The sequence below is a fragment of the Rhodoligotrophos sp. CJ14 genome (assembly GCF_038811545.1).
Classification (GTDB): domain Bacteria; phylum Pseudomonadota; class Alphaproteobacteria; order Rhizobiales; family Im1; genus Rhodoligotrophos; species Rhodoligotrophos ferricapiens.
The window spans coordinates 4,513,054-4,526,678 of record NZ_CP133319.1; the positions used below are offsets into that span (position 1 = coordinate 4,513,054).

Genomic DNA, 13,625 nt, shown 5'->3' on the forward strand with positions numbered 1-13,625 from the left:
ATCGGTTTATCGATCGAACCGGGGAATGGCGCGAGTCTCGACGGGCAGGGGACGAAGCGGCGTTAGCCGACATGATCCGTGCCCGTCCGTTGATGAGGATGGATGCCAATCGTGACGGCATTCTGACGTCTGAAAATGGCAATCCGCAGACTTGACGCGTCGTAAGGGCAGCAGTCGGCCGAGAGGGGAAATAAGGATCTTCCGCGCCTTCGCCGATAGCCAAGCGCACCCGGCGCCGGCCATCCCGCGGCAATTGGCTACTTGTTCAGATAATTGAGCGGAAGGCCCGGCCGCGGCCATTCGGCGGCAACCAACTTGCCCCTGTTGGAATAGGTGATATAGGCCGTTCGAAGCTCCGGCCCGCCAAAGCAGAGATTGGTGGGCAGCGCATCAGGCAGCGGCAGGAACTCGTAAGTGCCGCCCTCCGGCGGAATGACCGCGATGCCGCCGTCATAGATGGTGGCGACGCACACATTGCCGGCGCTGTCGACGGCGAGCGAATCAAACCCCCGATAGCCATCGATGCCGATCAGCAGCTTTCCGCCATTGGGCGATTGCGGCCAGGGCTGCTTCATCAATTCGCCCGGTGCCGCAATGTCGAACGCCCAGACCCGTCCAGTGAAGGTTTCCGCGACATAGAGCACCGTCTCATCCGGTGAGAGGCCGATGCCATTGGGCGACCATAAGGGGAAGATCACCTCCTTGATGAAGGAGCCGTCCGCCTTGGCATAGCAGACGCTGCCCCGGTCGACCTCGCGGTCGCGCACCTTGCCGTGATCGGTGAACCAGAAGCCGCCATGGGCATCGAACACCAGGTCATTGGGCCCCTTCAGCGGAGCCTTGTCGCTTGCGGTATAGAGCACCTCGACCTCGCCCGTTGTGAGATCGATCCGCTCGATGCGGCCACCGGAATAGTCGCTGGCCTGCCCATGGGGGCGCAGGCCCGTCTCGGTCGTCTCGTGCCAGTTGAAGCCGCCATTGTTACAGACATAGCATTTGCCGTCGGGCCCGATGGCGGCGCCATTGGGCCCCCCGCCGGGAAAGGCGATCGGCGTGACGGCGCCATCCGGTGCGACCCGGCTTAATGACCGCCGCTCGATCTCGACGATGATGATCGAGCCATCGGCCATGGCAATGGGCCCCTCGGGGAAACGCAGGCCCTCGGCGATCGTGCGCAGTTCCAGTGACATGTCTTCAATCCCCTGAGCTGTTGGTTATGAGCGCTGCTTGGCCAATGGCGAGGTGAGATCATCGAACGAGACCTCGAGCGAGGTGCGCACGTCGATCACCGTTGGCCGATGCGCACCAACCGCCGTCTTGAGGGCGGCCTCGAGGTCACGGGGATCCTCGATTCTGACCCCATGGCACCCCATGCCGCGGGCGATGGCGGCAAGGTCGAAATCTGCAAAGGTTGTGGCGAAAGGCCCGCGCGAATGCATGGACCAGCCGAGCGCCTGGTTGTTGAAGATCACCGTGACGATGGGCAGATCGTTCTCTATTGCCGTCATGAGCCCGTTCATGGTCATGGCAAAGCCGCCATCACCACAGACCGCGACCACCGCCCGATGCGGATGGACGAGCTTGGCGGACATGGCGGCCGGGATCGCAAAGCCCATCGGCCCGGCGCCGGCCGCCTGCAGGAAGGTGCCGGCCTGCTTGGTCTGGTAGAAATGGGTCATGAAGATGCGGTTCTCGCCCGCATCGCAGGTGATGATCGCATCATCGGGCAGATGGCGGTGGAGCTCCGCGATGATCCGCTGCGGGAGGAGGGGGCTTGCATCCGACTGATAGTCCGGCGCGTCGAAATAGCCATGCCGCGCGCGGTATTCCTCGACCCGCGACAGCCCATCGCCTGTGATCGCCGTCTCGGCAGCAGCCTCGGCAAGCTGGCTGAGGATAATGGCCGCATCCCCGATCAGCACATGCTCGGCTGGAAAGGTCCAGGATGCATTGCGTGGCTCCACATCGATCTGGATGAAGGTTTGCCGCGTCGGATCGAGCAGTGCGGGCGATTCCTTTGCGGTGTCCGATGCCGTGAGCTTGGATCCGGCGACGATGACGAGATCCGCATCCCCGACGCAGGCATTGGCGGCCTGGGTGCCGAAGGTGCCGAACACGCCGAGAGCCAGAGCATGGGTCTCGGCAAAGCAGCCCTTGCCGGAGGGGGTCGTTACAACCGGCGCTGAAATGGCTTCCGCAAAGCGCTTGAGCGGTTCGTAGGCCTGAGAAATGCGCACCCCGTTGCCCGCGATGATCACCGGCCGCTTGGCGCGTGCGATCGCATCGAGCGCCTTGCCGATATCGGACCCATGCGCGGGCGGCAGTGTCGAAGGCAAATAGTGCCGGGTGGAATAGAGCCGCGGCTGGCTCTCTGGCGTGACCGCCTCCTGCAGCGCCTCGATACTATAGATCATGGCGACCGGACCGGGCTGGCCGCTCAGCGCGTGCTTGATCGCGAGCTGAGTTGCATGGACCGCCGATGCTCCATCATGCGCGGTGAACACCTGCTTGGTCACGCCGCCGAAGCTCTGCCGCGCATCCCAATTGCCATAGTCACCTGTGCCCGACTGATAGGGTGCGTGGAGGGAGAAGGGCGGGGTGTCGCTGAAATCCGTCAGAAGCAGCATCGGCGTCGACGACAGCAACGCCTCGATCGTGCCGATGAGGCCATTGCCGAGCACCCAGGGGCCTTGTCCCAGCACCACCCCCGGCTTGCGTGTCAGCCGGCCATAAACCTCCGCCATCACCCCTGCGAGCGATTCCTCCCGCACCAGCACCGTGCGAATCGCGTTCTGGCGCTTCTCAAGCGCCCCGAAGATGCGGCCGGTATGCCCGCCTGATATGCCGAACACCATGTCGATGCCGGCCTCTTGCAACACCTGCGCAATGAGGTCCGTGGCCGGTTGGGTTTCTGTAACGAGCCGTTCGACCGTCATGCCTTCTCCTGAGATCCCAAGGTTTACCCTTACTTTTTGAGGTGCTCGAGCAGCTCCGCCGTGCCGCCGCTGATGTCATCGTGAATGCCCGCGCGGGCAGCTTCGGGGTCACGGGCACGTAGTGCTGCGATCACCCGCACATGCCCATGCGGCTTGTCGGTGGGGCTTGGCATGCGACTATCCGCATAGAGCATGTTGAGCAGTGGTCCTGACTGCGCCCACAGCCCCTCGACAATCCGCAACAGCCTTGGCATACCGGCCTCGCGGCACAGGGCGAGGTGGAACATCTCGTTCCAGCGCAGCGCGGCTTTGAAATCGCGGCGCTCCTTGGCGGCGATCAGCTTTTCATGGAGCGATTCGAGCTTGTTGATCGCGGTATTGCTGGCGCGTTCGGCCGCACGGGCCGCGCCCATCCCTTCGAGATTGAGCCTGAGATCGCGTAATTCGAGATAGGTCTCCTGGGTCAGCACCGGCACCGAGATCGCTTGTCCGGCCCTGAGTTCGAGCGCGCCTTCGGTGACGAGTTGCAGCAAGGCCTCGCGCACGGGCGTGGCGCTGGTGCCAAAACTGTCGGCAATCTCACGGATGTTGAGTCGCTGTCCCGGTAAGAACTCGCCGGTGGTAAGAGCCCGCCTGATCTGCCGATAGGCTTCCACGGAGAGGCTGCGTCGGCCGATCGATGTAAGCGAGCGCGCGCCCGATCGCCTTACATCCCGGTCCACCGCCTCGCTTTCACTCATCAAGCCCTCCCAAATCACCCCGTCCACTCATTTGACTTGATTTGCGCAATTCGATCAAGTTATTGACATAGACCAATAAAACAGACATCGATATATCATACAAAAAACTTTGGAGGAAGAGTTCCGCCAATGACTGAGGCTTCCACCGCGCGCAGCGATGCCGGCGCCAACGCAGTCGGTAACCTGCCCAACAGCTCCGTTGCCATTTCCATGATGGCCGCCCTGAAGCGTCACGGCGTGGAGGTGCTGTTCGGCCAGAGTCTTCCCTCGGCATTGCATCTGGCCGCTCCGCAATTCGGCATGAAGCAGGTCAACTATCGCACCGAGAATGCCGGCGGTGTGATGGCGGATGGCTACGCCCGCATCTCGCGTAAGGTGGCGGTGGTCACAGCCCAGAACGGGCCCGCGGCAACCCTCCTGGTGCCGCCTTTGGCCGAGGCCCTGAAGGCATCGGTGCCTGTGCTCGCCCTCGTGCAGGAGGTGGCGCGCGACACCTACGACAAGAATGCCTTCCAGGAGCTGGATCATTTCGCGCTCTTTGCCTCCTGCACGAAATGGGTACGGCGGATCGATCGCGCCTCCCGCGTCGAGGACTATGTGGACATGGCCTTCACAATGGCGGCGAGCGGCCGTCCGGGCCCGGTCGTATTGCTCTGCCCGCCCGATCTCCTGGCCGAAGCCCATTCGCTGTCGGTGCGCCGCACCGCCGAGTTGGGCCATTTCCCGCTCGACCGTATGGCCCCCGATCCGGCCCAGGTTGAAAAGGCTGCCGATCTCCTGGCGAATGCCGCGCGGCCTCTGGTGATTGCCGGTGGCGGTGTGCATCTCTCCGGCGCGGCCGAGGCTCTGGTGGCGCTGCAGGAGCAGGCGAGCCTGCCGGTGGCCACCACCAATATGGGCAAGGGATCCGTGGACGAGCGCCACGCGCTTTCTCTCGGTGTTGCCGCCAATGCCATGGGCCGCAACGGCAGCACCCGGCATATGCGCCATCTCATTCGGGATGCCGATGTTATCCTGCTGATCGGCACCAGGACCAACCAGAACGGCACCGATTCCTGGACGCTTTATCCGCGCAACGCGACCTTCATCCATATCGATGTGGATGGGCTCGAGATCGGCCGCAATTACGAGGCGGTGCGCCTCCTGGGCGATGCGCGGCTTGCAATCGAAGCCTTGTCGGCAGCCCTTGCCCGCCGCGATCTCGCAAAGCGCAAGGCGGCGCGTGCCGGGCTCGAACAGGCCATTGCTGAGGGCAAGGCCAGGTTCCGCGAGGAAGCCCGCGCGGTGATGACCTCAACTGCCGCGCCGATCCGGCCGGAACGGCTGATGGCCGATATCGACAGCATTCTCGATGAGAAGGCGATCCTGGTCGCGGATGCGAGCTATTCCTCGCTCTGGATCCTGAATTTCATCACCGCCCGTGCCGCCGGTCAGCGCTTCCTCACCCCCCGTGGCCTCGCCGGTCTCGGCTGGGGCCTACCCATGGCTTTGGGTGCCAAGGTTGCAGCCCCCGACCGCACGGTGATTTGCGTCACCGGCGATGGCGGCTTTGGCCATTGCTGGCAGGAGCTCGAGACCGCGCGGCGGATGGGCATCAACGTGACATTGGTGGTGCTCAACAATCAGATCCTCGGCTATCAGAAGGATGCCGAGGATGTGAAATATGGCGCCCATACTGGTGCGGTCTATTTCGAGCCGGTGGACCATGCGGCCATTGCCCGGGCGACGGGCTGTGCCGGTCAACGCATAGAGCGGGCTGAGGATTTCCTGCCCGCGCTCAAGGCTGCCATTTCAGGTGATCGCACCACGGTGCTCGATGTGATGACCGACCCCGAGGCGCGCCCGCCGCTCACCTTCTATGAAGGCCATTTCTGACGCGTTTTGAGTTCGACCAATCGGGTGGATTGAGCCCGAACTGGAGCGACATTCATGGAGCTGGCTCTCCAACTCGTGATCTCTGGCATTCTCCTGGGCGGGGTCTACGCCCTGGGTGCCTTGGGGCTCAACCTCATCTTCGGCGTTGCCAAGGTGGTGAACTTCGCCCATGGCGAATTCCTCATGCTCGGCATGTATGCGGGCTACTGGCTCATGGTGCTGGCCGGCGTTAATCCCTATTACGGGACGCCGTTCATCGCCGTGGCCTTCTTCTTGCTCGGCCTCATCTTCTATTGGGGTCTGATGCGCTTCACCATCTACAAGCCGGAGCTCACTCAGGTCTTTGCCACCTTGGGCCTCGGCATTGCCCTGCAGAACCTGGCGCTGCTTCTGTGGTCCGCCGATTACCGCACGGTGCAGGTAATGCCGGAGGGCTATGAGTCCGTTCAGGTCCTCGGCTTCTTTCTCTCCACCAACCGGCTGATTGCCTTTGGCTTTGCGGCGGCGATCCTGGCCGGCGTCGTGGTGTTCCTGCGCTCGACCTTTCTCGGCCGCGCCATCGAGGCCGTGTCTCAGGATCTGGTGGCCGCACGCCTCATGGGCATCGATCCCAACAAGATCTTCCTCATCACCTTCGGTCTCGGCATCGCTCTGACCGGCGTTGCCGGCGCGGTTCTGGTGCCCTCCTTCTACGCCTTTCCCTCCGTCGGCTCGTTCTTCGTGCTGGTCGCCTTCGTGGTCGTGGTGCTGGGTGGCCTTGGCAGCGTCACCGGCACCGTGGTCGGCGGGCTCGTGCTCGGCATCGTCGAGACCGTTGTGGGGTTCTGGGCGCCGGACCTCAAGGAGGCGACCCACTTCATTCTGCTCATTGCCCTGCTGGCTTTCCGGCCGCACGGGATCTTGGGTGTGAAGGGTGCTGAGAAGGAGGCGCTCAAATGAGCCCGCTCACGCGCTATCTCGACTGGCGGAAGGCCGACCTGGCCTGGCTCTTGGCTCTCGTCTTCATCGTCGGGCTTTTGCCGCTGCTGATCGGCAATGACTATTATCAGAACCTGCTGGTGCTCCTGTTCATCTATGCGGGGCTCGCCTCCGCTTGGAACATCCTCGGCGGGTTTGCAGGCCAGTTCTCGCTCGGCCACACCGCCTTCTTTGGCGTGGGCGCCTACACCTCGACCCTGCTTTACAACTATCTCGGCATCTCCCCCTGGCTCGGCATGCTTGCGGGCGGGCTCATCAGCATGCTGCTGGGCCTCATCATTGCCTATCCCGCCTTTCGAATGCGCGGCGTCTTCTTCGCTATGGCGACCCTTGCCTTTGGCGAGACCGTGCGCATTCTCTTGATATATTCCCGCAACTTCATCGAGCTGCCTTACGGCCTCAGCATCAATTACGAGCCCGGCTTTTCCCGCATGATCTTTGCCGATCGCTGGGAATATGCCTATCTCACCGGCGCTTATCTCGTGCTGGTGCTGGCGGTTGCCTTCCTCATCTCGCGCAGCTTCATGGGTTTCTATCTCAGAGCCATCCGCGACAATGAGGATGCAGCGATCGCCTCCGGTATTCCGATCCGGGCCTATAAGTTGATCGCACTGCTCGCCAGCGCCTTCCTGACCTCGGTGGGTGGCACCCTGATGGCGCAATATATCCTCTATATCGAGCCGAGCACTGTCTTCAGCGTCGCCTTCTCGGTCGACCTGCCGCTCATGGCCATTCTCGGCGGCATCGGCACCATTGCCGGTCCGGTGATCGGCGCGGCGATCGCCTTGCCCCTGCGCGAGATCCTGCTCGAGATGCTCGGGAATGCGGGCTCCGGCATGCATCTCGTGGTTTATGGGCTCTTGCTGGTCGTCATCGTCGTGCTCTTGCCCCACGGGCTCCTCGGCGGCGTGAGGAGCCTTAGCCAGCGTTTGGGTGTCGGCCGGCGCACCCCCGCGATCGCGCCCCAAAAGGCGGAGCAGGGCTGATGCTCGAGATCTCCAACGTCACCAAGCGCTTCGGCGGGCTTATCGCGGTGAATGCCGTCGACATGTCCGTCGCCCAAGGCGAGATCTGTGGTCTGATCGGCCCCAATGGCGCAGGCAAGACCACCCTGTTCAATGTGATCGCCGGCGTCTTCCCGCCCGATGAGGGGGATGTCACCTTCGAGGGCCGCTCGATTGCCGGCCATACCTCATCGACCATCTGCGCGCGCGGTCTCGCGCGCACGTTCCAGATACCGCAGATCTTTCCATCGATGAACGTGCTCGAGACCATCACCACCGGCGCCTTGCTGCATCATCGTGCGCTGAGTGATGCAGCCAGCGCTGCACGGGCTGTTGCCCAGCGGGTGGGATTGGGCGCGCGCCTTGCTATTCCAACCACCTCGCTCACCACGGCGGAGAAGAAGCGTCTGGAGGTGGCGCGTGCCCTCGCCACCAACCCGCGCATGATCCTGCTGGATGAGGTGATGGCCGGCCTCAACGGCGCCGAGGTGAGCGGCATGTTGACCCTCATACGGCAGTTGCGGGACGACGGCGTGACCGTGCTCTTCGTCGAGCATAATCTCGAGGCGGTGATGAGCATTTGTGACCGTATCGTGGTGCTCGATTACGGCCGCAAGATTGCAGACGACGTGCCTGCCAAGGTGATGGAACACCCCGACGTGGTCCAGGCCTATCTCGGCACGTCCATCGCGGAGGCGACCGATGCTTAGCATTCGCGATCTGACCGCCGGCTATGGCGACACCCAGGTGCTCTTCGGAACGACGCTCGACGTGCGCCCCGGTGAGGTCACGGCGATCATCGGTTCGAACGGGGTAGGCAAGACGACACTGCTGCGCACGATCTCGGGGCTGATCAAGCCGACCGGCGGCAGCATCACCCATAATGGCGTCGAGATTGGCGGCCGTCCGTCCGATGATATTGTCGAGCGTGGCATCGTTCTGGTGCCGGAAGGCCGACGCCTGTTTCCGCGCATGAGCGTGAGACGCAACCTCGAGCTGGGCGCCTATTCCAAGCGGGCGCGCAAGCATTTGGCTGAGCGCCTGCAATATGTCTTCGATCTCTTCCCCATCCTGAAAGAGCGCGAGCAGCAGCTCGGCGGCACCCTGTCCGGTGGCCAGCAACAGATGTGCGCGATCGCGCGCGGGCTGGTCGCCATGCCCGAGGTCTTGATGCTGGACGAGGTGTCCCTTGGCCTCGCACCGGTCGCGATCGCCCGGGTCTATGAAGCGATCAAGGCCATTCGCGACACGGGCGTGACGCTGTTGATCGTGGAGCAGAACATCAGCCAGGCGCTCTCGGTGGCTGATCGGGCCTATGTCATTCAGCATGGCCGCGTGGCCATGAGTGGCACCGGCCGCGAGCTTGCGCAGAACGCTGATGTAAAACGCGTGTATCTGGGGCTTGCCCCGCAAAGGGAGGATGCAAAATGAAAATCTCAAGACGCGGTTTCGGCGCGCTCGTGGGTGGAGCGGGCCTTTCGGTACTGGGGGCGCCCTATGTGCGCCGCGGCTATGCGGCCGAACCGATCAAGATCGGCGTGCTGCTGCCGCTCTCCGGGCCGCTCGCCTCGCTCGGCAATGATGTCTATCGCGGCTTTGAGCTGGCCCGCGACTTTGTGAATGCCGAGGGCGGCATTAATGGCAGCCCCATCGAATTCGTCACCGCCGATGTGCCAAGCTCGACGGAAGCAACGTCTCAGGCGACGCGTCTTATCACCAACGACCGGGTGAAGGTGATCCTCGGCTCCTATGCGAGCTCGATCTCTTTCGCGGCAAGCCAGGTCGCCGAGCGCAACCGCGTGGTCTATTTCGAACAGGGCGCGGTGGCCGACGACATCACCAAGCGCGGCTTCAAGCATCTCTTCCGCTTCATCTATCCCGCAAGCGAGCTTGGCCGCGGCGCGGCCCAGTTCACCACCGACACCATCATGCCCGGCCTGGGGCTTGCGCCCGACAAGGCCAAGGTGGCGCTGCTTTATGAAGACTCCTCCTACGGCACCGCTGTGGGCGAGGGCGCGAAATCGCTGCTCGCGGAAAAAAACGTGCAGGTGGTCGATTCGACCAGCTACAGCTACAAGACCACCGATCTGTCGTCCCAGGTTCAGCGCTATAAGTCGCTGCAGCCCGACATTCTGATCGTCTGCCAATACACGCCCGATGGCATCTTGTTCTGGCGTCAGGCGCGCGAAGCCCAGCTCAACGTCAAGGCCATGATCGGCAATGGCGGCGCGCATAATGTGAATGAGTTCGCCGAGGCCTTGGGCGACGATGTGAACGGTATCTTCAACGCCGGCACCTCCGTCTACATCAACCCGCAAGGCTTGGCGCCCGAGACAGCAGCCCTGTTCAAGCGCTTCCATGAGGAGCACCCGAAGAAGTATAACGGCCGGGCGCCCTCCGCCCATACCGGCATGGGCTTCAACGCCATGTGGATCGTGACCAAGGAGATTCTGCCCAAGGCTGAGGATCTCGACACCGAGGCGATCCGCGAAGTGGCCTTGGCGCTCGATAAGCCGATCGGTACGTCCATCGTCGGCTGGGGCACCAAGTTCGATCCGGAGACCCAGAACAACACTCGGGCGTTCCCGACCTACGACCAGTGGCAGGGCAAGAAGATCCACACGGTCGCACCAGACCCCTTCGGCATATCGACACCTAAAGGCATGCCGCTGCCTGCCTGGGGTCAGCGCGGCAATATCTGAGCTCTGACACGTGACACGTGGCGGAGAGGGCGTGTTCTCTCCGCCTATCCCTGACAGATGAGGAACGATGAAAGCGGTCCGGAAAACCTCGCCCGAGCCCGGCGTGCGCATAGAGCAGGTGAATGCCCCGCGGACCCTTGGGCCCAACGATGTCCTGGTTGAAGTGGCCGCGGCCGGCATCTGTGGCAGCGATGTGCATGTGTACGAATGGACCAGCGGCTATGACTTCATGCGCGACAAGCTCCCGCTGACGCTTGGCCATGAATTCGCCGGGCGCGTGATTGAGCGGGGCGCCGCGGTGACCACCATTGACGTTGGCGCTCGCGTGACGGTCTGGCCATCGAGCGGGTGCGGGAACTGCGCCCCATGCCGTCGTGGCGAGCCTGAAAATTGCCTCCAGAAGTCAACGTTGGGTCTCATGCGCGATGGTGGCTTTGCCCGCCATGTGGTCGTGCCTGAAAAGGCCTGCTTCAGCCTCCCCGATGGACTGGATCTCGATCTCGCTGCCTTGACGGAGCCGCTCTGCGTCGGTGCGCAGGCCGTGGATGTGGGACAGGTGCGCTTCGGCGATACGGTTGTGGTGCTGGGACCCGGCACCATCGGTCAGGCGATCGCCCAATTTGCGCGCAAGGCCGGCGCAGCCAAGGTGATCATGGTCGGCTTTAACGATGGACCGCGGCTCGCTGTCTGCGAGGCGCTCGGCTTCGGGCACCGCATCGATCTCGCCGAGCAGGAGCTTGCCGCGACCGTCTCCGCCATTGCCGGCGGGCCGGTCGATTGCGTTTTCGAAGCAACCGGCGTTGCCGCCAGCATCCGCGACGGCCTGGGCCTGCTGCGCAAGGGCGGTGTTCTCGTGACGACCGGTATTCATGCGCGGCCCGTGGAGGTCGATCTCACCGATTTCGTGCGCCGCAAGCTGCAGCTGCGCGGCTCGCACGGGTCTCGACCCGCGATTTGGGAGAAGGTGCTGCGGGTTCTGGGCGAAAGCGGCGAGAGCTTCCGCCCGATGATCACACACAGGCTGCCGCTGGACGAGGCTGTTGAGGGTTTTGAGCTCGCCCGCCGGAAGGAGGCATCCAAGGTGATGCTGATGCCGCAGGACGATTGAGGAGATTGGGCAATGAGCAATCAGCAGGGCCGCGTTGCGCTCGTAACCGGTGCGGCGCGGGGAATAGGATTGTCGATCGCCGAGCGTTTGGCCAAAGAGGGCGCTTGCACCGTGCTGGTCGATGTCATCGCCGAGCTCGATCAGGCGGTTTCCCGGCTTCGGAGCGCCGGCCTCAACGTCCATGCTGCCCGCACCGACATTTCCCGCGAGGATGAGGTGAAGGCGCTGGTGGCGGACGTCGTAGCGCGTCATGGCAGCCTCGACATTCTCGTCAACAATGCGGGCATCTCCCCCAAGCATGACGGACGCAAGGCCTTGGTCGAGGATACCGCCCTTGATGAATGGCAGGCCGTGCTGGCTGTGAACCTCACCGGACCCTTTCTGCTCTGCCGGCACGCAGTACCGCTGATGCGCAAGCGGGGCTGGGGACGGATCATCAACATGTCATCCCAGGCTGGCCGCACCCGCTCGCAGATTGCAGGCTCCCATTATGCCGCCTCCAAAGCGGGACTGATCGGCTTCTCCCGCACCCTCGCAGCCGAAGTGGGTCCGGCCGGCATCACCGTGAACTGTATTGCCCCAGGCCGCATCGAAACCCCGATGGCGGCAATGGCAGGCGCGGATGTCAACCGCGCCTATGTCACGCAGATCCCGGTTGCGCGGATCGGCACGCCTGACGACATCGCCGCGGCCGTGGCCTTCCTCGCATCCGACGAAGCAGGTTTCATCACCGGCGCCACCATTGACGTGAATGGCGGCCATTTCATGGGCTGAGCCTCGTTCGATGCGCCGCTGAACAGTGAGGCTTCCCTGAGAGGAGACATCGTGAGCCAGTCCATTCCTGAGAGCATGCGCCATGTGCATATGGCAGAGCCCGGCGGCCCGGAGGTTCTCTCGGTCGTTGAGGGGCCGCTGCCGTGCCCCCAAACGGGCGAGGTCCTGATCCGCGTGCGCGCGGCTGGCGTCAACCGGCCCGATATTCGCCAGCGCCAGGGCGCCTATCCTCCGCCACCGGGCGCGTCCGATATCATTGGCCTCGAGATCGCAGGAGAGATCATCGCCCTGGGCGATGGTGTCACTGGGCTCGCATTGGGCGATGCGGTCTGTGCGCTCGTCGCCGGCGGCGGCTATGCCGAATACTGCACGGCCCCCGCGGCACAATGCTTGCCCCTTCCGAAAGGCTTGAGCTTCACAGAGGCCGCGGCAATCCCCGAGACCTTCTTCACTGTCTGGGTGAATGTGTTCCAGCGCGCGCGGCTGACAGGCGGCGAAAGCCTTCTCGTCCATGGCGGCTCGAGCGGAATAGGCTCGACCGCCATCCAGCTCGCCAAGGCTTTTGGCGCGAGCGTCTTCGCGACCGCCGGCAGTGCGGAGAAATGCGCCTTCTGTCAGCAGATTGGCGCGGATGCCGCAATCAACTACCGTACTGAGGATTTCGTCGAGCGTATTGGTGCGCTGACCGGCGGGCGGGGGGTGGATGTGGTGCTGGACATGGTCGGCGGCGACTATACCGATCGCAACCTCGCCTGCCTCGCGCCCGATGGCCGGCTCACCCAGGTTGCAACCCTGGCAGGTCCCTCGGTGACCATCGATATGGCGCGGGTGATGCGCAACCGCCTGACCATCACCGGCTCGACCTTGCGGCCACGCCCCATAGCGGTGAAGGGGCAGATTGCGACGGAATTGCGCGAGAACGTGTGGCCAACGCTGGAAGCCGGCACGGTCCGACCCATCATCCACCGGGTGTTCCCGCTGGCCGATGTTCAGGACGCGCATCGTCTGATGGAGACCAGCCAGCACATGGGCAAGATCGTGCTGGATATCGCGGATGGTAGGCGGCGGCCATGAATGGCGGCCGGCCGGCGCGGGGCCGGCCGGAGCTGCTCTCGGGTAAGGGATTTTCGAGGTTGTGCTAGATCCGCCCGAGCAAGACGAGCACAAGCACGATAATCAGGATAACGCCGACGATGCCGCCGGGAGCATAGCCCCAGCTTCGGCTATAGGGCCATGCGGGCACAGCACCCACCAATAGAAGAATAAGCAGGATAAGAAGAATAGTGCCGAGTCCCATACAGTTCTCCTCAGCCTCTCTCAATATTCGTCAAGATTGTGGTCTTGGCGTGCCTGTAAAACGGCAAGTTGGCTGAAAAGGTTCCGCGGGATCGGGCAGTCTGTCACAATTTCGGAGGAGAACGGACGAAGCGGGGTGCTGCGCTCACTGTCATGTCTCGAAAAACGAGGCGCCTGACACGAGGGACAAGCGCCTGATACCGAGTGAGTGG

The 13,625-nt window shown here is 63.2% G+C and carries 13 protein-coding genes; 9 read left to right on the forward strand and 4 right to left on the reverse strand.

All coding sequences use genetic code 11. The features are described from left to right. Positions 1–257 precede the first annotated feature (257 nt). From RCF49_RS21080 to RCF49_RS21090, 3 genes are read right to left on the reverse strand one after another with little or no spacing between them, the layout of a single operon-like run. A complete protein-coding gene (locus RCF49_RS21080) occupies positions 258–1,190 on the reverse strand; it encodes an SMP-30/gluconolactonase/LRE family protein (protein WP_342641747.1) in 933 nt (310 codons plus the stop codon). A gap of 24 nt (positions 1,191–1,214) precedes the next feature. Next, entirely contained in the window at positions 1,215–2,936 is a 1,722-nt protein-coding gene (locus tag RCF49_RS21085) for a thiamine pyrophosphate-binding protein (protein WP_342641748.1), read from the reverse strand. A 29-nt stretch (positions 2,937–2,965) separates the two neighbouring features. Further along, positions 2,966–3,676 carry a GntR family transcriptional regulator gene (locus RCF49_RS21090; protein WP_342641749.1) on the reverse strand — a complete coding sequence of 237 codons (711 nt, stop codon included), beginning with the start codon at positions 3,674–3,676 and terminating at the stop codon, positions 2,966–2,968. Between the two features lie 129 nt (positions 3,677–3,805). Between RCF49_RS21090 and RCF49_RS21095 the strand changes: the two genes are divergently transcribed. The 9 genes from RCF49_RS21095 (at position 3,806) to RCF49_RS21135 (ending at position 13,191) form a co-directional block, all read left to right on the forward strand. Beyond that, positions 3,806–5,551, forward strand: coding sequence for an acetolactate synthase catalytic subunit (locus RCF49_RS21095; RefSeq protein WP_342641750.1), 1,746 nt, complete (start codon positions 3,806–3,808; stop codon positions 5,549–5,551). Between the two features lie 54 nt (positions 5,552–5,605). Next, positions 5,606–6,490: a branched-chain amino acid ABC transporter permease gene (locus RCF49_RS21100; RefSeq protein WP_342641751.1), complete on the forward strand. Its 885-nt coding sequence runs from the start codon at positions 5,606–5,608 to the stop codon at positions 6,488–6,490. After that, complete coding sequence (locus tag RCF49_RS21105) at positions 6,487–7,515, forward strand: branched-chain amino acid ABC transporter permease (RefSeq protein WP_342641752.1); 1,029 nt, start codon at positions 6,487–6,489, stop codon at positions 7,513–7,515. The genes RCF49_RS21100 and RCF49_RS21105 overlap by 4 nt, the downstream gene beginning before the upstream one ends. Continuing rightward, positions 7,515–8,243 carry an ABC transporter ATP-binding protein gene (locus tag RCF49_RS21110; protein WP_342641753.1) on the forward strand — a complete coding sequence of 243 codons (729 nt, stop codon included), beginning with the start codon at positions 7,515–7,517 and terminating at the stop codon, positions 8,241–8,243. The genes RCF49_RS21105 and RCF49_RS21110 overlap by 1 nt, the downstream gene beginning before the upstream one ends. Then, positions 8,236–8,964: an ABC transporter ATP-binding protein gene (locus tag RCF49_RS21115; protein WP_342641754.1), complete on the forward strand. Its 729-nt coding sequence runs from the start codon at positions 8,236–8,238 to the stop codon at positions 8,962–8,964. Before RCF49_RS21110 ends, RCF49_RS21115 begins: the two co-directional genes overlap by 8 nt. Then, a complete protein-coding gene (locus RCF49_RS21120; RefSeq protein WP_342641755.1) occupies positions 8,961–10,235 on the forward strand; it encodes an ABC transporter substrate-binding protein in 1,275 nt (424 codons plus the stop codon). The genes RCF49_RS21115 and RCF49_RS21120 overlap by 4 nt, the downstream gene beginning before the upstream one ends. Positions 10,236–10,302: 67 nt before the next feature. Continuing rightward, positions 10,303–11,343: a zinc-dependent alcohol dehydrogenase gene (locus RCF49_RS21125; protein WP_342641756.1), complete on the forward strand. Its 1,041-nt coding sequence runs from the start codon at positions 10,303–10,305 to the stop codon at positions 11,341–11,343. 12 nt (positions 11,344–11,355) lie between these two features. Then, a complete protein-coding gene (locus tag RCF49_RS21130; RefSeq protein WP_342641757.1) occupies positions 11,356–12,117 on the forward strand; it encodes an SDR family NAD(P)-dependent oxidoreductase in 762 nt (253 codons plus the stop codon). Between the two features lie 75 nt (positions 12,118–12,192). Further along, positions 12,193–13,191, forward strand: coding sequence for an NAD(P)H-quinone oxidoreductase (locus tag RCF49_RS21135; RefSeq protein WP_342644257.1), 999 nt, complete (start codon positions 12,193–12,195; stop codon positions 13,189–13,191). A 64-nt stretch (positions 13,192–13,255) separates the two neighbouring features. Here the strand turns inward: RCF49_RS21135 and RCF49_RS21140 are convergent, their stop codons facing one another. Beyond that, the gene (locus RCF49_RS21140) at positions 13,256–13,414 is read right to left on the reverse strand and encodes a DUF3309 family protein (RefSeq protein ID WP_342641758.1); all 159 of its coding nucleotides are present in this window, start codon (positions 13,412–13,414) and stop codon (positions 13,256–13,258) included. Between the last annotated feature and the right edge of the window lie 211 nt (positions 13,415–13,625).